General features: G+C 61.4%; 20 protein-coding genes. 13 read left to right on the plus strand and 7 right to left on the minus strand.

All coding sequences use genetic code 11. From position 1 onward, the window contains the following. Nucleotides 1-11: 11 nt before the first annotated feature. From SA339_07570 to SA339_07600, 7 genes are read left to right on the plus strand one after another with little or no spacing between them, the layout of a single operon-like run. Nucleotides 12-1058: an iron ABC transporter permease gene (locus tag SA339_07570; protein MDW5563069.1), complete on the plus strand. Its 1047-nt coding sequence runs from the start codon at nt 12-14 to the stop codon at nt 1056-1058. After that, on the plus strand, nt 1048-1854 hold the full coding sequence (locus SA339_07575; GenBank protein MDW5563070.1) for an ABC transporter ATP-binding protein: 807 nt from the start codon (nt 1048-1050) through the stop codon (nt 1852-1854). Before SA339_07570 ends, SA339_07575 begins: the two co-directional genes overlap by 11 nt. Next, nucleotides 1851-2975 (plus strand): histidinol-phosphate transaminase, encoded by a 1125-nt coding sequence (locus tag SA339_07580; protein MDW5563071.1) that lies wholly within the window; start codon nt 1851-1853, stop codon nt 2973-2975. The genes SA339_07575 and SA339_07580 overlap by 4 nt, the downstream gene beginning before the upstream one ends. Before the next feature lie 4 nt (nt 2976-2979). Continuing rightward, entirely contained in the window at nt 2980-3975 is a 996-nt protein-coding gene (locus tag SA339_07585) for a cobalamin biosynthesis protein (GenBank protein ID MDW5563072.1), read from the plus strand. A 4-nt stretch (nt 3976-3979) separates the two neighbouring features. Next, on the plus strand, nt 3980-5125 hold the full coding sequence (locus SA339_07590) for a phosphatidylglycerophosphatase A (protein ID MDW5563073.1): 1146 nt from the start codon (nt 3980-3982) through the stop codon (nt 5123-5125). 23 nt (nt 5126-5148) lie between these two features. Next, nucleotides 5149-5916 (plus strand): adenosylcobinamide-GDP ribazoletransferase, encoded by a 768-nt coding sequence (gene cobS, locus SA339_07595; protein MDW5563074.1) that lies wholly within the window; start codon nt 5149-5151, stop codon nt 5914-5916. Between the two features lie 23 nt (nt 5917-5939). Beyond that, nucleotides 5940-6521, plus strand: a complete 582-nt coding sequence (locus tag SA339_07600) for an NTP transferase domain-containing protein (GenBank protein ID MDW5563075.1) — start codon at nt 5940-5942, stop codon at nt 6519-6521. Between the two features lie 20 nt (nt 6522-6541). Here SA339_07600 and cls read toward each other — a convergent pair whose 3' ends face one another. The 4 genes from cls to SA339_07620 form a co-directional block, all read right to left on the minus strand. Beyond that, entirely contained in the window at nt 6542-7990 is a 1449-nt protein-coding gene (cls, locus tag SA339_07605; GenBank protein ID MDW5563076.1) for a cardiolipin synthase, read from the minus strand. A gap of 306 nt (nt 7991-8296) precedes the next feature. After that, nucleotides 8297-9004 carry a PH domain-containing protein gene (locus SA339_07610; protein ID MDW5563077.1) on the minus strand — a complete coding sequence of 236 codons (708 nt, stop codon included), beginning with the start codon at nt 9002-9004 and terminating at the stop codon, nt 8297-8299. A 266-nt stretch (nt 9005-9270) separates the two neighbouring features. Further along, nucleotides 9271-10377, minus strand: a complete 1107-nt coding sequence (locus SA339_07615) for a TIGR00303 family protein (protein MDW5563078.1) — start codon at nt 10375-10377, stop codon at nt 9271-9273. A gap of 133 nt (nt 10378-10510) precedes the next feature. Then, nucleotides 10511-11557 (minus strand): hypothetical protein, encoded by a 1047-nt coding sequence (locus SA339_07620; GenBank protein ID MDW5563079.1) that lies wholly within the window; start codon nt 11555-11557, stop codon nt 10511-10513. A 160-nt stretch (nt 11558-11717) separates the two neighbouring features. On the opposite strand from SA339_07620, the gene SA339_07625 reads away from it, so the two are divergent. The 3 genes from SA339_07625 to SA339_07635 all read left to right on the plus strand — a co-directional run bounded on the left by SA339_07625 (nt 11718) and on the right by SA339_07635 (nt 13011). Then, complete coding sequence (locus SA339_07625; GenBank protein ID MDW5563080.1) at nt 11718-12044, plus strand: DUF488 family protein; 327 nt, start codon at nt 11718-11720, stop codon at nt 12042-12044. Nucleotides 12045-12106: 62 nt separating this feature from the next. Continuing rightward, nucleotides 12107-12316, plus strand: coding sequence for a hypothetical protein (locus SA339_07630; GenBank protein ID MDW5563081.1), 210 nt, complete (start codon nt 12107-12109; stop codon nt 12314-12316). A gap of 254 nt (nt 12317-12570) precedes the next feature. Next, a complete protein-coding gene (locus SA339_07635; protein MDW5563082.1) occupies nt 12571-13011 on the plus strand; it encodes a hypothetical protein in 441 nt (146 codons plus the stop codon). Between the two features lie 95 nt (nt 13012-13106). Here the strand turns inward: SA339_07635 and hypF are convergent, their stop codons facing one another. Further along, nucleotides 13107-15287, minus strand: a complete 2181-nt coding sequence (hypF, locus tag SA339_07640; GenBank protein ID MDW5563083.1) for a carbamoyltransferase HypF — start codon at nt 15285-15287, stop codon at nt 13107-13109. Nucleotides 15288-15375: 88 nt separating this feature from the next. Between hypF and gcvH the strand changes: the two genes are divergently transcribed. After that, nucleotides 15376-15765, plus strand: coding sequence for a glycine cleavage system protein GcvH (gcvH, locus tag SA339_07645; GenBank protein ID MDW5563084.1), 390 nt, complete (start codon nt 15376-15378; stop codon nt 15763-15765). A gap of 14 nt (nt 15766-15779) precedes the next feature. Here gcvH and SA339_07650 read toward each other — a convergent pair whose 3' ends face one another. Next, a complete protein-coding gene (locus tag SA339_07650; protein ID MDW5563085.1) occupies nt 15780-16565 on the minus strand; it encodes an S-methyl-5'-thioadenosine phosphorylase in 786 nt (261 codons plus the stop codon). A gap of 98 nt (nt 16566-16663) precedes the next feature. On the opposite strand from SA339_07650, the gene SA339_07655 reads away from it, so the two are divergent. Further along, entirely contained in the window at nt 16664-17185 is a 522-nt protein-coding gene (locus tag SA339_07655; GenBank protein MDW5563086.1) for a flavin reductase family protein, read from the plus strand. Between the two features lie 8 nt (nt 17186-17193). Then, nucleotides 17194-18273 carry a pyridoxal phosphate-dependent aminotransferase gene (locus tag SA339_07660; GenBank protein ID MDW5563087.1) on the plus strand — a complete coding sequence of 360 codons (1080 nt, stop codon included), beginning with the start codon at nt 17194-17196 and terminating at the stop codon, nt 18271-18273. Between the two features lie 6 nt (nt 18274-18279). Here SA339_07660 and pheA read toward each other — a convergent pair whose 3' ends face one another. Further along, nucleotides 18280-19104, minus strand: coding sequence for a prephenate dehydratase (gene pheA, locus SA339_07665; protein MDW5563088.1), 825 nt, complete (start codon nt 19102-19104; stop codon nt 18280-18282). Nucleotide 19105: the final 1 nt, after the last annotated feature.

Genomic DNA, 19105 nt, shown 5'->3' on the forward strand with positions numbered 1-19105 from the left:
CAGGGATATTCATGGAAGGCTCGATGGTCCAGGCAACAAAAGGCAGGTTACTAATAGTCCTGGCCATCGGCCTTGCACTCCTTTTTTTTCTTCTTATTCTGTCATGGTCGATAGGCGCGGTCGACATATCGTTCACCACGGTGCTGAAGGACCTGTGGGCCATCATCACTAACATGGGTCCGGAGCCCGGAGACTGGGAGCAGTCGGTCGTATGGTCCAGGGTCGTCCGTTCGGTGGCGGTCATAGGCGTGGGCATAGGGCTCTCGGTCTCCGGAGCGGTCATGCAGGCCCTCATCCGGAACCCGCTGGTCGATCCCTATATCACCGGCGTATCCTCAGGGGCTGCACTAGGGGCCATCCTTTCAATCCTGGCAGGAGTATCCATCGTCAGCGCTGCCGAGCTGGCCACGCCGGCCGCCGCTCTGATCGGGGCGCTGGCCGCCTTCTTCATAACCATGGCCCTGGCCGAGTCGGCCGGAGGAAAATCCATCAACTTTGTGCTCAGCGGTATGATCGTTGGTATTGCGCTGTCGTCCTTCACCACTCTGATCATCACCTCCGCCGAGGACAGCAAGCTCCACGGAGCGCTGTTCTGGCTGTACGGCTCGTTCGCATTCACCGACTGGATAGAGGCGCTAATGATAATCGTGCCGGTCCTCATCATCTGTGCCATCCTCCTGCTTTATGCCAGGGAGCTGAACGTGATACTGCTGGGTGACGAGCACGCCAAGCATCTGGGCCTGGACGTGAAGCTGTTCAAACGCATCATCATCGCGCTGACCTCCATCCTGACCGCGATCTCGGTAGCGTTCTGTGGGGTCATAGGCTTCCTCGGTCTGATCGTACCGCACACTTCGCGCATGATCGTCGGCGGCGATCACCGGCTGCTCCTCCCGACATCCATGGTCCTAGGGGCCGTGGTCCTCCTGGCTGCGGACATCTTCGCCCGGGTGGCCATGAGACCGGACGAACTGCCGGTTGGAGCGGTAATCTCCCTTATCGGTGCGCCGTTTTTCATCTATCTCATGATCAAGAGGGGTAAGGAATATGGCGGATGATCCTCAGGTTTCGATCAAGATCGAGGGCGTCCGGTTCGGTTACAACGGGTCGGAAGTGCTCAAGGGCGTGGAGTTCGAGGGCAAGAGGGGCGAGTTCATCGGCCTGATCGGCCCCAACGGCTCGGGAAAGAGCACCCTCATGCGCCTCATGAACCGCATCCTGAGGCCGGAAGTGGGCACCATATGGATGGAGGGCCGCGAGCTGGACAAGATGAAGGTTGATGAGATCGCCAAGGTCTGCGCCAACGTTCCTACGGAATTCAACGAGGACTTCAACATGTCCGTGCAAAACCTTGTTTTCCTGGGTCGCTACCCCTTCGCCAAAGGCCTGTGGTGGGACAACAAAGAGGACGAGGAGATGGTCATAGAGGCCATGAAGCGGTTCGGCGTCTATCATCTCAAGGACCGCAATTTCTCCGAGCTCTCGTCCGGTGAGGCCCAGAGGGTGCTGTTGGCCAAGGCCGTGGTGCAGTGCCCCCATGTCCTCCTGGTGGATGAGCCGTCAGCGCATCTCGATCTCAAATATAAGCTGGAGGTCATGGAGCACCTCCGGGACATGCTCAGCGGGAGCGTGACCATCGTCATCGCTTCCCACGATCTCAATCTCCTGGCGAAGTACTGTGACAAGGTCATGATCCTATCCAAGGGCAAGATCGTGGCCTTCGGCACGCCGAGGGAGGTCATCACCTCGGAGATGGTGGAGAAGGTCTACGGTGTGGAGGTCGCGATCTTCGACGATGGCAACGATATCTACGCCATTCCCCGCAGGACACGAAGGAAGGAGGAAGGGAAATGAGCATCGAGCACAGGGTCCGGCCGGAGGTCCGGGCGATGGCCCGTCCCCGCCACGGTGGTGATGTATGGGGCCAAATGGAGGTCCGCGACTTCAGCTCCAACGTCAATCCCCTGGGGCCGCCGGAGCGGCTGGGGGAGTACATCGCCGAGGCGGCGAGGGAGCTGGAGAATTACCCGGATGATAGCTGTGCGGAGCTTAAGGAGGCGATCTCCTCGAGATACGACGTGCGGGCGGATAACATCATAGTGGGGGCCGGCTCGGCCGAGCTGATCCGTCTGTTCCCTGAGGTCTTCATGCGCCCAGGTGATCGGGTGGTGATGCCTCATCCCACCTTCTCCGAGTACGGCTTCGCCTGCCGCCTGATGGGCGCGGAGCTGGTGAACCTTCCCCTACCGGAGGGTGAATCCTTCCGCCTGGACATCGGCAGTATGATCGACGAGATGATCTCCGGGACCCGGGCAGTATATGTATGCAACCCCAACAACCCCACGGCGAGGATGCTCCCCCGCAGAGAGGTACTGGAACTTGTGCAGGCAGCCGCCCGCCGGGACGTCATGGTCTTCCTGGACGAGACCCTCCTGGAGCTGTCGGAGCGGGACCGGGATGTCTCCTGCGTCGGCGAGGTCGAGAACCATGACAACCTCTTCATCATCCGCTCTTTTACCAAGTCCTTCGCCATGCCTGGCATCCGGGTGGGATATGGGTTCGGGAGCAAGGAGGTCATCCAGTACATGGACGCTGCCCGTTTGTCGTGGAACCTAGGGACCATGGAGCAGCGGGTGGCTACCAGGCTGATGTCTCAAGAGCAGGCTCATGTTCGTCGGGCGGTGAACATGCTGGTGGATGAGAAGGAGCGCATGCGCTCCGAGATCGCCCGCATCTTCGGGTCCAAGGTCGGTCTTCCTGATTCCTACTTCTTCTTCCACCCGTTGCTGGAACTGGGGATCACCTCCCCGCAGTTCCGGGAGGCGATGCTGCGCCACAACGTGCTGGTACGCGATTGTTCCTCGTTCGGTCCGCCCTGCCACGCCTACTCCCGCTTCTGCGTCAAGACCCAGGACAAGGACGACGAGTTCCTGGGCGCCCTCAAACTGGTCGTGGAAGAGATCGACGGTCGGTGAGTTCATGGAGACGTGGATATACGCCATCACCATACCAGTCATGGCCCTGGCTATCGACCTGCTGGTCGGCGAGCCTCCCAACCGCTTCCACCCCGTTGTGTGGATGGGCAAGCTGATAGGCTTCCTGGACGGCAGGGTTCGCCGGGAGGAGCCCCGGCGTCCGGGACGGGAGAGGGCACTGGGCGTCCTCGTGGGGTTGGTGCCGATCATCGTCTTCGTCCTGGCGTTCACTCTGCTGCTGGCAGTGGTACGTGACCTCCTGGGGTCGATCGTCTGGGCTCTGGCCTGCGCGTTGCTGTTCAAGACCTTGTTCGCTATCCGGGCCCTGGAGACCCATACCGCGCCGATGATCGAGGACCTCCAGAAGGACGACCTGGACGCGGCGCGGGCCAAGGCGGCGATGGTCGTCTCCCGCGACGTCTATAAGCTGGACAAGGCCCACGTGACCTCGTGCGCGGTGGAGACCGTTTCCGAGAACCTCGTTGACTCGGTCCTCTCGCCGATGTTCTACTTCGGACTGGCAGGCATCCCCGGAGCGACCATCCTGAGGGTCGCCAACACCGAGGACGGCATGATCGGCTACCTCAGCGACAGGCACCGCAACGTCGGATGGTTCGCCGCCCGGCTGGACGACTGCATGCACTATGTCGTCGCCCGAATGTCCGTTCCTTTCATCATGCTCGCCCTGGCCATCCTGGGGAAGGACTGGAGGAGAGCCTGGCGCGCGGCCAAGAGGGACCACGGGCAGACCACCAGCCCTAACAAGGGATGGCCGATGGCCGCGGTGGCCGGTGGACTGGGAGTCAGGTTCGAGAAGATCGGCTACTATTCAATGGGCGAGGGGGAGGTGCCCACTGATCCGATGGTTATCAAGGACACCATCAAAGTGATGAAGCTCACTGCAGTGCTGTTTTTCGTCATCGTCCTCCTTCCCCTGTTCACGTTCATAGGCATTCAGGTGCAGCTGTTCCTCGAGAACCTGCTGCTGGGGCTGTGGTGAGACCATGTCCGAGTTCGATGTCAAGATCGAGAAGGGAGAATATCTCGGGAAACCGGTGGCCATCGTCCGCCTTCCCGGCAGGTACAGGGTGCTGAGCTCCACCATCATGGGCGGAGGGTTCGCGGAGACCGATACGCTGTTCATCCTGGAGGTGAAGATGGGGTATGACAACTGCAGGCCGGAGGACGACCTGGAGGAGGTCCGCCGCCGTTACTCGCTGCCAGAGGACTGCGTGGGATTCATGACCGCAGCGCATGTCGACAAGGTGTTCACGATCAAGCGCGAGGAGTTCAACGGCAAGAAAACCATCGCCGTGGTGACTGCCGGAGTGACCAATGCAGTGTACGCCGGGGAGCGGCTTCCGCAGGAGATCATCGATCTATTGCCCAAGCACGTCGCCGGTACCATCAACATCATTGTCATCGTGGACCAGCCGATCCAGGACTGCGGGCTGGCCGGCGGGTTCATCACCGTCACCGAGGCCAAGTCCGCCGCCCTCAGGGACATGAAGGTCAAGGGGACGGGAACGACCAGCGATGCGGTGGCCATCGCCTGCCCCATCGGGCAGGGGGACAAGTACTGTGGCCCGGCCACCGATGTCGGCATCGCCGTCGCCCGCGCTGTCCGCGAGGGTGTGGCCGAGTCGATCCGCAAGTGGAACGGCAACAACGGCAAGGCGAAGGACTTCGGATACCGCCTCGACGAACTAGGGATAGGTCCGGAGGAGATGTGGGCGGCGGCCTATGAGCTTTACATCCCCGACCCGACCTGGGACCTCGAGCGCATCAAGGCGATGTTCATGCGCCACCTCGTGGTGCTGAGGAAGGACATCAACGTCAACGCCATGATCTACGCGGCCATCAACATGGAGGAGATGGGCAACCGCGACGAGATGTTCGGCCTGGACCAGGGAAGATTCCTCCAGGACCCCGTGCACCTGGTGGCCGATGAATTGTTGGGCATCGCCCTGGCAGAGTACGTCGCGGGTACCAAAGGCCTCTTCGAGTACGTGCGGTACGATAAGAAGAAACCGGGAATCCTGGGGACCCTCGGCCCGTTCCTCGATGACATCGTCGCCTCGCTCATCGGTTCCATCATGTCCCGCATATATACCGAGCTGTTGGAAGGTGAGGATAAATTAGGGTCGTAGGCGCGGTCAAGTCGCTCTTCTCCCTGTTCACCGTCATCCCGGTGAACATCACCGGCGAGGATATCGACGAGCTATCGCGCCATTTCTGGCTCACCCCCCTCGTGGGACTGTTCTACGGTGTCGTGGCCGGCGGGCTCTTCCTCCTGCTGACCAAGGCCCTCGACGGCTTGGTGTCGGCGGTGCTCGTCGTTCTCGTCGTCCACGGCCTCAACCGCTTCCTGCACTTTGACGGCCTGATCGACCTCGGGGACGGCCTCATTGCCACCGGCCCGCACGAGAAGAAGCTGGCGGCGATGAAGGACACCAGAGTAGGGGCCGGAGGCGTGGGCTTTGGGATCATGTTCACCATGCTGACGATCGCCTCCCTGTCCTTCGTCAGCGAGTCCAGCATTCCGGTGATGCTGTTCTTCCTCCCCCTGGCCATGGAGGTGCTGGCCAAGAACGCGCTGGTCACGGTGGCCGCTCTGGGCGAGCCGAGGGAGGGCCTGGGCAGCCCGTTCGTGCGAAACACTCCGGAGAGGCATGCCTTGTACTCCGCCGTGCTCTCATTCGTCCTGCTGACCGTTGTCTTTTTAATGGCATACTCATGGTCTAACCCTTACGGCCTGGTGCTGATCGCCCTTCTGATCATCACAAGTTCGGCGGTGGGGGTGGCGGTGGCCGGTCAGGGACGGCGGAGCTTCGGGTGCGTGAACGGGGACATGATGGGGGCGACCAACGAGCTGGCCAAGCCCGCGGTCCTGCTGGTGGGCATGATGGGGGCGGTCATATTCCTGTTGCCGTTCTATTAACTGCCGGAGGACGAGGGAGCCGATTGAAGGACGTCCCGGGAGAGAAGCCCCTGGTCAAGGTGCTGGGGAGGCCTATGATCGACCGGGTGATGGAGGCATTCGAAGGCGCCTCCGAGGTCAACGATATCTTCGTGTCGGTGAGCCCCCACGCCCCGGAGACGGCAAGGTACCTGAAGAAAATGAAAGCGAAGCTCATCGACACCCCGGGCACCGGCTACTGCGAGGACCTCAATCTTTCGATGTCCCATATTCCGTCCCCGAAGGTCCTAGTTTGCCCGGTAGATCTTCCCCTGCTAACCTCTGAGGGCATCGACGCGGCGGTATCCTCTTCCTCCCGTTCCCAGGCCGGCTCATTCTGCGTGACCGTGCCGGTGGAGCTCATGAACTCCCTGGGCATGGATCTCACCTACTCCCTGGAGGTCAGCGGCCGGAGGGTGGTGCTGTGCGGCGTCTCGGTCGTCGACCGTCTCCTGATGCTCACCGGCAGGGAGCTGGAGCAGGAATACATGATCACCGAGGCCGAAGAGTTCGCCCTTAACGTCAACACCAGGGCCGACCTCGAACGGGCGGAAGCGGCCCTGCGCCGCAGGTCCACATCCCGTTAGCGTCACTCTCGTCGTAGATCTTACAGCACCGACGAGAACAGCCGGGAAATGCCCTCCTTGAGCCTGATGATCAGCGATCTTTTACGGTACCTCTCCGCAGTCACTTCGGTCGATAACATCAGGTCGTCCTCGAAATGCTGCCTTTGCCGGACGGCGAACTCTGGATCGTAGATCACCGCGTTGGTCTCGAAGTTCAGCCTGAAGCTGCGGATATCCCAGTTGGCCGTGCCGATGGAGGAGACGACATCGTCGACCGTGGCGGTCTTGGCGTGAATGAACCCATTATTGTAAGCGAACGCCCGGACCCCAGCGTCCAGCAGATCGGCCACATACGAGTATGAGGCCCAGTACACGAAGGGGTGGTCAGGCTTGCAGGGGAACATGATGCGGACATCGACCCCTGACATCGCTGCTATTCGAAGGGCATCGAGTACGCTCTGGTCAGGAATGAAATATGGTGTCTGGAGATAGATGTGCCTCTTGGCGATGGTGATGAGCTTGAGGTACTCCTCCTTGATAGGGTTCCACACGCTATCCGGCCCCCCGCTGACGATCTGGACCGTGGCCCCGCCCTGCTCTGGCGCCTCCGGGAAGTAGGGGCTGTCGATGGGCAACTCCTCCTTGGTGGCATACCGCCAATCGAGGAGGAAGCGGAACTGCAGGGCCATGGCGCCCTCCCCCCTTATCTCCACCGCGGTATCCCTCCAGAACCCCAGCGGGCCTTTGCCCAGGTACTCGTCCCCGATGTTGAACCCGCCCACGAAACCGATCGTGCCGTCAATGACCGCGATCTTGCGATGATTGTGGTAATTAACCCGCAGGGAAATGGAGGGCGGCAGCAGGGTCTTGTAGAACGGCGATACCTTACCGCCGGCCTCGATGAGTTCCCGGTATCCCTCTTTGGGGATGTCATTGCCCAGGACGTCGTAGAGGAGCCGTACCTCTACTCCCTCTCTGGCCTTGGCGGTGAGGGCGGAGACGATCTGGCGGCCGAGCTCGTCGTCCCTGATGATGTAATATTCCATATGAACATGATGCTTGGCCCTCTGGATGGCCTGAAGGAGGGCATCGAACTTGTCCCGTCCGGTGACGAACGACCTGACCTCGTTCCCCCTCAGGTAGACCGCGCCGTTGTTGGCCAGCAGCATGTCGACAAGCTGCAGGAAGGCGGCACCTCCGTCCACCTCTTCCTTCCTAGCCCGGCCGATGACCGTCTTCTGTTCCCTGATGAGCTGGCGTATCCGCTCCAGGTCCTTCTGGGCCTTGATGGCAAACCTCTTCTGTTTGAAATAATGCTGCCCGAACACGAGATAGGAGACGAAGCCTATGAATGGCAGGAGGACAAGGACCAGGACCCAGACCGTCGCGTTGCTCGGGTTCCTCCGCTCAAAGAAGACGATGTAGAGAACTGCCATCATGTCGAATATTATGATCAGGAGAAGGACGAACTGCTCCGGGTCGATGGGCATGATCGGATCATGTATCATTTGGAGATGGTGGAAAATAAATATGCCCCTACGTGGCGACCTCGCCGAGAGGGAGCTTCGCCGGCCGCCAAGCGTTGGAGCGTGGGCTCCTCCCCGCTCGGAAGCAATCCTCGGCCGAGTGTTCCGGACGATACTGGAATCGAAAGATCGCTCAGCGAGCCGGCTCGGTCCGGGGGGTCCAGCGCCCAAGGGCCTGGGCAGCATGAGGTGGCGGACGACGACCTGCGATCGCTTCCTGCCGGACCAGGGTTGTTCGTCCCATTCGGCCGCGGCCCGTTCGATCCCATCTCACGATGGGCGAGGGGTCATCGGCTGGTACACGTATCCCGAAAGCATCCGCTGCACGTCGAAGGGTTTGGGTACGTTCTCCCAAACCACTCCGCCGCTGGAGTGGAACCTAATGCCCGGCTGCCGTCGCACGGCGTGGCCCAGCTCTCCCGAGGTGACTATGGCGATGTCACCGAACCCGAACAGCCGGTCCAGCATGGGCTGGGATAGTGAGATATTCTGGACCCGATCGAGGCCCGTGTCGTTGTACAGCAGGCTGAGGAACCCATACTGGCTGATGATCCGACGGTCGGTGATGGCAAAGGCGGTATGCTTCCAGTACATATAGGTCGTCAACAGCGGGATCAGCCCCAGCACCAGAGGGATGAACACCAGGGCGGCCAGGGACCTATCGAGGGACACCAGTATGGCGACGGCCACCCCGGCGATGGCTGCCGGGATCCCGAAGCGCCGATCGAGCGGGGTCAGCAGGGCGGCCAGGATTAGGGCGGCCACCAGATTCACCAGGCTGCCGTTGTAGGTCAGCACCACAGCTGCGAATATGACGGCCACGATCATCATCAGCAGGGGTCTCAACATCACGATGATCCACGCCGGTCTGCTCTCCCAGACGACCTTCTCGCCCTGCAAGAGATGCTTTCGGTCAAGGACCAGCTTAGCGGGGATCTCCATCGTCTCAGCGGTAGTCTCCGTTGTCGTCGCGCTCATTTCATATCCCCCATTCCTCCCTTGGTCCCGGGTAATGGCCGTGGACCACGTGGAGGGGTGAACTCACCTCGCTAGGAAGATTGGGCAAAATACGTTATTTAATCCCATCGAGGCAGTGGTGCCCGACGTTGCTGCCTCGATTGCCGAGACGCCCCCATCGGATGGCCGCCCTCACCGTCGCTGAGGCGCATGGCCGATCCTTGCAAAAGTAAGAGGTCGGGACGGACCGAAATGTAAATGCGATCCGCCCCTGGGATCGGCGGACCTCACCGCCGGGAGACCAGGCGGGCGTAGTTCTTCTCGATCTCGTCCAGAATGGTACGGGCGGTGATCTTGCCTTCGCTCCGGGCTATGGCCGCGATGGAAGAACCTCCGGCGCCGACACCTTCCTTGACCAGGCCGGTCTCGTAGATCTTCAGTCCGTCGTAGCGGGACATGGAGAAGTTGAGGTTCGCCGCCAGCACCGGCACCTTGCCGATCTGGGATACCAGGGAGCGAAGGTCGGAGGAACCGTCCTTGACGATCCACCTCGTCGTCCCTATGGCGATGTTGCTGAGCATGGAGTAGTCCATCCCCTTGACCACCGCCAGCACGGCAGCCATCTGGGTGCCGCCGGCGAGGAGAACGGGCACCGTTTCCGCTGCGCCGATAGCCAGACCGGCCGCGGCGGCCATCATGGGGTCTCCAACCGCCTCGATGGCGGCCATGGGGTCCTTCTTGAACGACTCTCGCCTCATCCCGCTGGCCTTCAGGCCCTCCTCTACTACCTTTATCTTCAGGTCATGAGGGTTGGAGGGCAGGGTGCTGGACACCTTCCCGTTGGCGTCGTAGCCCAGGGCGGTGAGCACGCCCAGGGCGGTGGTGGTGCCTCCGGGGATGGACTCACCTATGACCAGGTAATCACTTACCTTGGCCAGGTTCTTTCCGGCCAGCACCGCGCGGTCGAATACCTTCTCAGGGTCCTTGACCGATCGGCCGGTCCGGATATCCTCGCCCGGCGTCCCGTCGAGTTCGAAGTAGGGGACGTGGGGTTTGACCCTCAGTCCACCGTTGACCACGAACAGGGGCATGGGGGCAAGCTTCAGAGCGGACATGGCCACGATGCCTGGCGTCGGGATACCGTCCGGGGTGACGGGGACGCCGTCGATGCACTTGCACTTGCCGTAGAAGAGAAGCTCCATATCCGCGGCCGGGGTGAAGTCGGTGGCCTCGGGGTTGGCACCTGCGGCGGAGAGCCCCGGGATCTTGGCCGTCTCGGTATTGCCTATAACGCAGGCATAGGTCGGCTGTTTCCCCCAGATCTTTTCCAGGAACTTCCTGGCCAGCTCATCCTCCAAGCATAAGGTTATGTCCTCTGGCACCTTGAACGACATTTCGACAACTCCATGATAAGCTAGTTGGATTATTCATCCAACTGTATGCCTTGACCCTATAAAACCATGTCGAATGCTCTTGGAGTATAACTACTGATGGGATGGTCCAGAGCCTCGCATGGCTCGGCGCGGTTCAGTGGTCGAGGATTGCATCCATCAGGCTGCCCAGCGGGCGATGCTTATCCGCGATCTCGCAGAATCGGACCGTCCGGCGGCTCGCCTTCCCAACCTCGCCTGCGGCGTATGGAACGTTCATGCGCAGGTGTTGGCCCGATAGCGAGGAGGTGCCGTGGTCGACCACGAACGCCACCCTGCTCCCAACCATGCGGTCGAAGTTCTCCATAAGCAGGTCGTCGACCTCTCTGAGCAGGGACACCTTCTGATCGGGTGCGAGCCGATGGGAAATATCGTCCGTCTCCTCGACGTGCATGAACACATCGGACGTCTTCAGCAGGCGGAAAGCCTCCTGGAAACCGCTCCACATGTTATCCACCACCCTGCGGCGCATGTTGAGTACACCGGCCACGCCCAGCGCGGACGGGCTCTTGGATATGATGACCATGTCCTTGGCCGACGGCAGCGGCTTGGGCCGGTTAGTGTCGTTGAGCGTTCCCCCGCCCCAAGGCAGGATGGTCAGTCCATCCTGGTCCTTGGCCGTGCGAGTTATGAATTTTTCGAACTCTCCGAGGTCCACCCCGTTACCGTTCACCGGAGCCGGCGGGAGGGGGAACTGCTGGACATGATCGCTGTCCACGGTCATTACTCCCCGGCCATCCTCGTAGAAGTAAAGCTTAGGGTTGAGGTCCCCGAGAACATCGAGGTTTCTGACCATGGCGTCCTGGAGTCCCTTATCCATCTCTCGGGACACCCTGTACACCCACTCCACGTCCCCGCCTTTCATGCGGACCGGAGAGAACCGGTAAGCCACCTGGTGCGCCTCGACCGGGACACCTAGGCCGACCGCCTCCACCAGGCCACGAGGGGTCTGCAACGGCTGACCGGAGAAGAACTCGAGGAGGAATAGATGAGTATAGCTTCGCCCGTCGGTGGTCCCGAAATCACCGGTGGTGGCTACGCTATCAATGAACCGCTTGTCAAGCGCTTCCAGTGGTGTCCGGCCGTTGAGCTCAGGTATCTTTTCGTCGGCCGCTCCGTCCAGAAGAATGACTAGGGTGTTCATTATCGTCCTTTCTCCTACTCTCCGATGGAGTCCCTGATATTACGTCTGGCTAATATACTTTCCTCAATTGCAGTCAACTTATTGCGGCGAAGGTCGCAGGAATATTACGGCAATCGAAACGATGATAATGTCGGGTATCGGTTTCTCACTCATGCTCCAGATGAAAAGAGCATACGAGGCTCCTTCCAGCGACGACGGCGTTCGGGTCTTGGTGGAGAGGCTTTGGCCCCGTGGCCTAAACAAGGAGCGGGCGGCCGTGGATATTTGGTGCCGGGAGGTCGCCCCCTCCGCCGAACTGAGGAGGTGGTATGGGCACGATCCAGCAAGATGGGAAGCCTTCCGCGAGCGGTACCTCGAGGAGTTGAAGGAGAACCCGTCCGTGGAGCGATTGAGGAATCTTGCGGCATCGGGCACGGTGACCCTGGTATTCGCCGCCCGAGACGCCGAGCGGAGCAGTGCCAGGGTGCTCATGGATGTCCTGCGATAGGTCCCTGACCAAGTTGTTTTATATGCCTCAGGCCATAACCGGGAGCCGACAAGGGATACGGATTGGCGGAAGGAGAGGAACTGAGGAAGGTCGTCGAGATGTTCGATCCCCTCGGTCGCAAGATCTCTGATCCTTCCCATGCCTCCAGGGTGGTGACCTCCTATTACGATGAGGAAGGGCGCCTGGTCAGGAGGACTATGGGTAAGACGTTGATCACCGCGCCGGAGGACAAGGACGCCGAGGGCGCCTGCACTCCTGTCCGCCAGAAATAATCCGGAGACCACTGGTAAGGGTCGGCAGGGCGGCGTATCCCCTTGTCACGTTTATAGAAACTTCCGCCCCACCGACCCCCAGAAATGCGGTCTCCGGTCAGATATTTATTTTCATTAAATAAAATTAAAATTCTTATGTTATTCATAGTTTGGCACGAGGTAATCGTAGCTCTCGTTATTGATAACCAGGGGAGAACGTAGTTAAAGAATGTAGCTGAAATCAGGGCGCGAATATGATAAGGGATGGACAAAGCATGAACATGACCTTTGATGAGTTCCTTGCTCTGGCCAAGAAGTACCAGGCCATGGGCAACTCAGCACAGACCCTGCTCGAAGACATCCGCCGTGGCCCCTACCGGGTCCAGGACGGCGTTCGCCTTCGGCAGCTCTACGAGTTCCTTCTGGACCTCCAGACGGTGCAGGAAGACCACAAGGACGTGAACGAGGCCGTGAACACGGTTGCCAATCTCCTTGCGGAGTACCAGGACGAAGAAGACGAGCGGGTCATCTCCGAGAGGTGGGTGCCCGAGAAGGGCTTCCCCGGCGCGACCCTGTGGCTGCAGCGCGAGGACGCCAAGTGGGCTATCGCTCCCTCTCCCAAGGAAGGTGCCTGCCTGGGCAAGAGCGTCAAGGACATCGGTTCGCACAAGTGGTTCGACAAGCCCCTGCCTCTGCTCGTCGACGGCGTTCGGTGACCTCGAAACCCTTTCTCCTTAAAATTTTCCCACAGGTCGCTTTTTCGACCTGTAATCTTCGTTTTTTACACTATCTTCACGTTTGCCCGACCCTCTCAGGCGACACGGCGAAGAGCGATGGCGCACTGCCCGCTGGAGATCCCTCCGTCCCCGTTGGGCAGCCGGTCTGGGCAGATGAAGCGCAGCCCTCTGGACCTCACCATGCGCTCGGTCAGGGATGAGATGACGCCGTTGTAGGACACTCCACCGGTGAGACCTATGGCGTCCAGCCCCCGCCGGGAAGCCTCCTCCGTCGCTGCTTCCACCAGCGATTCCAGGACCGCCGCCACGTAGGTCAGAGCTAGGTCCTCTCGGGCCCCCTTCATCTCCCTCAGCTGCTGGAACAGGGGTATGGTCATGACCGTACCGTTCCTCCGCTCTGCTACCAGCCCCGGGAGCACAGACCCTCTTTCCAGCACTGCTTCCAGCTTCATCGCCGGCTCCCCGTCGTAGGTGCGCTTTTGGCAGACCTCGAAATGGCAGGACAGCGCGTCCAGCAGGCGGCCGAAGCCGGTGGTCGTAGGGCTGGCGCCGATGATCTTGCGCAGCACCGCGGCCTCCCCGTCCTTGAAATATTCACCTGGGCGCCCGGCCAGCTCATCCATGGCGAACACCAGCCGTCGGGGATCGCGGACCGCCTTCTCCCCGCCCAGGAGGGGGATGGGTTGCAGGTGGGCCACTCGGTCGTAGGAGGTCAGGTCCGCCCGGAGGACCTCTCCGCCCCATGCCTCTCCGTCGTCGCCATAGCCGGTGCCGTCCAGGGTCAGGGCGACCATCTCCTCCTCTCCAGCGTCCACCATGAGCGCGGCGGTGTGGGCCCAGTGGTGCTGGACCTCCACCAGCTCGGCCCTTTCCCGGCGGGCCAGGCCGATCCCGAGCTTGCGGTTGGCGTAACCGGGGTGCAGGTCCACCGCCACCGCCTGCACCTTGTCTACCCCCAGCATCTCCCGGAGATGCTGGACCGCCCCGTCCAGGAAGGCGATGACCCCCAGGGAATCGCCGTCCCCGATGTACTGGGTTGCGAACATCCGTCCGTCCTTGGCCACCGCCCCGCAAAGATTCTCCTGGGCCCCCAGTCCGATGGCGCTACCCTTGAGGGAGATGTCAATGGATGAAGGGATGTGCCCCCTGGACCGGCGGATGAAGTAAGTATGCTCCCCATAGGTCCGGAGGACGGAATCATCGCAACGGTTGATGATCTCCCGATCGTGCATGAGGTAGACATCCGCTCCCAGCTCCAGGGCGTCAGTGTCCCGGAGGACCATTGGCTCTCCGGGGACATTGGCCGAGGTCATGACCAAGGCGTCGTCCTTGAGATGGCGGAACAGCAGGTGGTGCATGCCGGCGTACGGAAGGAAGAGGCCGATGGTGCTCAGGCCGGGGGAGATGAGCTCGGTGACCTGGCCCGGGCGCTTGCGCACCAGGACCACTGGACGATGAGAGGAGGTCAGATGCTTCTCCTCGGATTCGGTGGGAGCCCCGTACCGCCTGGCCGCTTCCATATCTCGAACCATGATGGCGAACGGCTTCTCCTTTCGGTGGTACCACTCCCTCAGCCTGGGGAGTGTGGACAGGGTCGTGCAGAGGTGCATTCCGCCCCAGCTTTTGGCTACCCCGATGTGGCCGCTCTCCAGCATCTGGGCGAAGTCCTTGATGGGGTCCTTGCTCTCCCGTACCTTGCCCTGCCCGTCCAAAAGGTAGTAGGAGGGGCCGCAGTGAGGACAGGAGATCGTCTGATGATGGAACCTACGGGCCCGAGGGTCGTCGTACTCGTTGCGGCAGTCCGGGTCCATGGGGAAGTCGCGCATGGATGTTTTCTCCCTGTCGTAAGGAAGATCGATGATGACTGTGAACCTCGCCCCGCAGTTCGTGCAGTTGGTAAACGGGTACAGGTACCGACGGTCGGAAGGATCGAACATCTCCTTGAGGCAGGCGTCGCAGACCGCAGTATCGTTCGGTATGCCTACCCCTCGCTGCCCCGCCTCGCTAGCCACGATGCGGAAGGTGGGGCCGCATGCCTCGTCGGAAGGTATCATCTCGACCGCATCGATGCGGGCCAGCGGGGGCAGCTCGTCCTTCAGTCGGCGGACGAACTCCTCGGCCTGCCGGTCCACCATGATCACGACATTGGAACCGTTATTCTGGACGTAGCCCCGCAGGCCCATGGAGGTGGCGATGCGATATACGGTGGGTCGGAAACCCACTCCCTGGACTATGCCATGGACGACAATCCTCATGCTCGCATTCCAATGGCGGGGGATTATATAGAGGTTTTCGGGCAATCAATTTAAATCCAGTTTCAGATGGACCCGTCGAGGTATAGAGATGGCGGACACGAGCGTCGTCAAGGATGGATTAAGGTACACAACCGATCATGAATGGGTTAGCGTGGAGGACGGGAAGGCTAGGGTGGGCATCACCGACCACGCTCAAGCTGAGCTCACGGAGATCGTGTTCATTGAGCTTCCCAAGCCGGGCAAGAAGATAAAGAAGGGCGATGTCCTGGCCCAGCTGGAGAGCGTGAAGACCGTAGCCTCGGTCTACGCCCCGCTCAGCGGCGAGGTGATCGAGGTCAACTCCCCTCTCGAGGACCAGACCCAGCTGATCAACGAGTCGCCTTACGACGACGGCTGGCTGGCGGTCATCAAGTTGGACGATCCTGCCGCGGCGGACGCCCTGATGGACGCCGCCGCGTACCGCAAATCGTTGGGTTAGAGGACCCCGGACGCTCAGAAGCCGGCGTCCTTCAGCGTGCGGGAACAGGCGCACTTGGTCCTTTCGACCGGGATCTTGGGCAGGGCCGCGGCCATGAGCCTCTGCACCTTCTCCACGTTCTCCTCCATCACCCTGAGCACGGTGGGCAGGTCCACCGGCTCCTCGGCCCAGACATCATAGTCGGTGATGGTGGCGAGAGAGGTGTAGCACATGTCCATCTCCCTGGCCAGCTGGCACTCGGGCACCACGGTCATGCCTATGATGTCGGCGAACTGGCGGTACATCCTCGACTCCGCCCGGGTGGAGAACCGTGGCCCCTCGATGCAGACGTATGTTCCGCCGACGTGGTGAGGGATCTCAAGGTGCTTTGCCTCCCTGGCGAAGAGAGCGTTCATCTCCTCGCAGAACGGGTCGGCCAGGGAGATGTGCACGGTCCTCGCGCCGTCGTAGAAGGTGTATCGCCGGCCCTTGGTCTGGTCGATGAACTGATCGACAATGACCAGGTCTCCCGGCTTATAGTCCTCCTTGAGGGAGCCGACCGCGCAGGGCGAGATCACCCGCTGCACTCCCAGTTGCTTTAGTGCCCAGATGTTGGCGCGGTAGTTGACCATGTGCGGCGGCAGGGTGTGGCCGCTGCCATGGCGGGACAGGAACGCGACCTCCACCCCGCTGAGCTCCCCGACCAGGATGGCGTCGGACGGCGCCCCGTAGGGGGTGGACATTAACACTCGGTCCTTGATGTCGAACATCTTCGGGTCGTAGACCCCAGTTCCGCCGATGATGCCGATGAGCGGTGCCATAGGCCGTCGATAACTGAACGGATAGATAAACCGTGCTCCACGCCGACGAAGGAAGGATACAAGCCTTTTTTATTCGGTTCCATCATCCTGGCGATAGCATGACCGTAAAGACCGAGATGAACCCTGTGCGGGGGATCAGGGCCTTTCCCGCCTTCCCTGTAGTCCTGGCGGTCGTGGGCAGGGAGGAGAGGAACATAATCACCTTGGCTCTCGTACACGTCTTCTCGTTCAATCCTCCCCTCGTCGGCATCGGGGTCATGCCTTCACGGTACAGCCACGAGCTGCTCCACCGGTCGCCGGACTTCAGCATCAATATACCGAGCAAGGAGCTGGTGGAGGAGGTCATCTTCTGCGGCGAGAGGTCCGGAAAGGAAGTCGACAAGTTCGAGGAGACCGGTCTCACCCCCACGCCGGGGAGGAAGATCGAGTCCCCGGTGATCGAGGAATGCATCGTCAACCTCGAATGCCGCAAGGTCCAGGTCTTCGATACCGGCGACCACACCTGGTTCATCGGCGAGGTGGTGTGCGCGCAGACAGTAGATAACTATGACAGGGAGCGGGCGCTTATATACTGGGCGGGAGAGTTCCGCACCCTGGGGGAGATCATCAGGGGAAGATGACGCCGTTTTTGAAGGATCCTCTTGAGGAGTGGGCGCTGCATTGCCGGGACCGGCAGGCGGCCATCTCCATGGATAGCAGCGGGGCTCCCCCGCCGTTCTGGGACTCGGGATGGAAAGAGATATCTTACTTCCCGTCCAACGACGAGGCGGACGCCGAAGCCCGTCTCAAGGATGAACTGGCCCGCACCTACGGCGTGGATAGCGACATGATCGCCCTGACCCAGGGCGCCCAGCACGCCACCTTTCTGTTCTTCCTGACCCAGCTGCGGCCGGGGGACCTGGCTGCGGTGGAGAACCCGACCTTCATGCCCATCCGCCGCCAGGCGGAGTCGGTCTGCCAGGTTCGGACCCTCGACCGACTGCCGACGGCCGCGTACCTTCCCCGGGAGGAGCAGCTCGACACCCTCCTGGCACAGGGGGCCAGGGTGGTCGCCTTGACCAACCTTCACAATCCCTCGGGAACGCTGCTGTCCACCGACCGGATGGCTGAGATCGTGGAACGGGCCGGCCGCCGGAGGGCGATGGTGCTCAGCGACGAGGTGTACCGGGAGATGGCCTATGGGCCGGTACCCAAGGGAGCGTATCAGCTGGGGGAGAATGCCGTCTCAGTGTCCAGCGTCACCAAGCTGAACGGTCTGCGGGGCCTTAGGGTCGGCTGGCTGATCGGCCCCCCGGAGGTCGCGCAGGCGGTCGAGGCTGCCCGGCTCTACACCTCTTACCGTCTGCCGGCGATCACCTGCTACTACGCTGCGGAAGCGGTCCGACGGAGGGATTGGTTCCGCGAGCGCGTACTGAGGGCGGCCAAGGAGAACCTTCCCGCGCTGTCGAAGTGGCTGGAGATCGACGACAGGGTCGACTGCCGCATGCCCGACGGGGGCCTTATGGCCCATCTCCGACTGCCTCCGAGGGTCGACGACCTGGAGTTCAGCGAGTGGCTGCTGGACCGCCGGGTGGCGGTGGGTCCGGGGCGGTACTGGGGCTCACCGGGAACCATCAGGGTGACCTTTTCCTGCCCCCGCCTGCAGCTGGAGGCGGGGTTGGGGGCGATAACCACCCTGCTCGATGTAAGGTACGCCGTGATGGAATGAACGGGATCAGGCCAGCGGCCGGGCGCGGGGATACGAGCCGAGAACCTTGACGAACACCGCCCGGCGCACCAGATCGGTAAGCGCATCGGCGACCTTGGGATCGTTGACGTGGCCGTCGATGTCCACGAAGAAGACGTATTCCCACGCTCTACCCTTTCGGGGCCGGGACTCCACCTTGGTCATGTTGATCCCCTGATGGGCGAAGCAACCCATGGCCTCATACAGTGCCCCGGGCACGTTCCGGGTGGCGAAGGCCAGCGAGGTCTTGTCCCCCTGGTCCAGGAGGCGGGAGGATCGCTGCAGGGCGAAGAACCGCGTGAAATTATCGTCGCTGCTCTGGACGCCCTCCCTCAGGACCTTCATGCCGTACACCTCGGCGGCCCGGCGGGAGGCGATGGCTGCTTCCCCTTTCAACCCGCGGTCCCGGACCGCCCGCACCGAACCGGCGGTGTCGAAGTCCGGGATCTTCTCCCATTGCGGATATTTGGCCAGGAAGCTGCGGCATTGCCCCAGCGCCTGGGGGTGGGAGTACACCCTAACGATGTCCTTCAGCTCCGCGTCCGGATGCACGATGAGGCAGTGGACTACCGGCACGAGGACCTCGCCCACGATCACCAGGTCGTTTTCCAGCAGGAGGTCGTTGACCACGGCCACGGTCCCCTCGAGGGAGTTCTCCACCGGCACGATGCCGTACTCGGCGTCACCCCGCTCCACCGCCCGGAACACGCTCTCGAAATCCGGGCAGGGCATTGTTCCCACGTCAGGGAAGAAGGCTGCCGCCGCGTCTTCGGAGAACGCCCCCTGGACCCCCTGGAATGCTACTCCGCTCATG

The organism is Methanomassiliicoccus sp. (genome assembly GCA_033485155.1).
Taxonomy (GTDB): Archaea; Thermoplasmatota; Thermoplasmata; order Methanomassiliicoccales; family Methanomassiliicoccaceae; genus UBA6.

Excerpts from the sequence above, each read along its gene's own strand:
- SA339_07570 (MDW5563069.1), top strand. The coding sequence starts at position 12 with ATGGAAGGCTCGATGGTCCAGGCAACAAAAGGCAGGTTACTAATAGTC.
- SA339_07575 (MDW5563070.1), top strand. The coding sequence starts at position 1,048 with ATGGCGGATGATCCTCAGGTTTCGATCAAGATCGAGGGCGTCCGGTTC.
- SA339_07580 (MDW5563071.1), top strand. The coding sequence starts at position 1,851 with ATGAGCATCGAGCACAGGGTCCGGCCGGAGGTCCGGGCGATGGCCCGT.
- SA339_07585 (MDW5563072.1), top strand. The coding sequence starts at position 2,980 with ATGGAGACGTGGATATACGCCATCACCATACCAGTCATGGCCCTGGCT.
- SA339_07590 (MDW5563073.1), top strand. The coding sequence starts at position 3,980 with ATGTCCGAGTTCGATGTCAAGATCGAGAAGGGAGAATATCTCGGGAAA.
- cls (MDW5563076.1), bottom strand. The coding sequence starts at position 7,990 with ATGCCCATCGACCCGGAGCAGTTCGTCCTTCTCCTGATCATAATATTC.
- SA339_07610 (MDW5563077.1), bottom strand. The coding sequence starts at position 9,004 with ATGAGCGCGACGACAACGGAGACTACCGCTGAGACGATGGAGATCCCC.
- SA339_07615 (MDW5563078.1), bottom strand. The coding sequence starts at position 10,377 with ATGTCGTTCAAGGTGCCAGAGGACATAACCTTATGCTTGGAGGATGAG.
- SA339_07620 (MDW5563079.1), bottom strand. The coding sequence starts at position 11,557 with ATGAACACCCTAGTCATTCTTCTGGACGGAGCGGCCGACGAAAAGATA.
- SA339_07625 (MDW5563080.1), top strand. The coding sequence starts at position 11,718 with ATGAAAAGAGCATACGAGGCTCCTTCCAGCGACGACGGCGTTCGGGTC.
- SA339_07635 (MDW5563082.1), top strand. The coding sequence starts at position 12,571 with ATGAACATGACCTTTGATGAGTTCCTTGCTCTGGCCAAGAAGTACCAG.
- hypF (MDW5563083.1), bottom strand. The coding sequence starts at position 15,287 with ATGAGGATTGTCGTCCATGGCATAGTCCAGGGAGTGGGTTTCCGACCC.
- gcvH (MDW5563084.1), top strand. The coding sequence starts at position 15,376 with ATGGCGGACACGAGCGTCGTCAAGGATGGATTAAGGTACACAACCGAT.
- SA339_07650 (MDW5563085.1), bottom strand. The coding sequence starts at position 16,565 with ATGGCACCGCTCATCGGCATCATCGGCGGAACTGGGGTCTACGACCCG.
- SA339_07655 (MDW5563086.1), top strand. The coding sequence starts at position 16,664 with ATGACCGTAAAGACCGAGATGAACCCTGTGCGGGGGATCAGGGCCTTT.
- pheA (MDW5563088.1), bottom strand. The coding sequence starts at position 19,104 with ATGAGCGGAGTAGCATTCCAGGGGGTCCAGGGGGCGTTCTCCGAAGAC.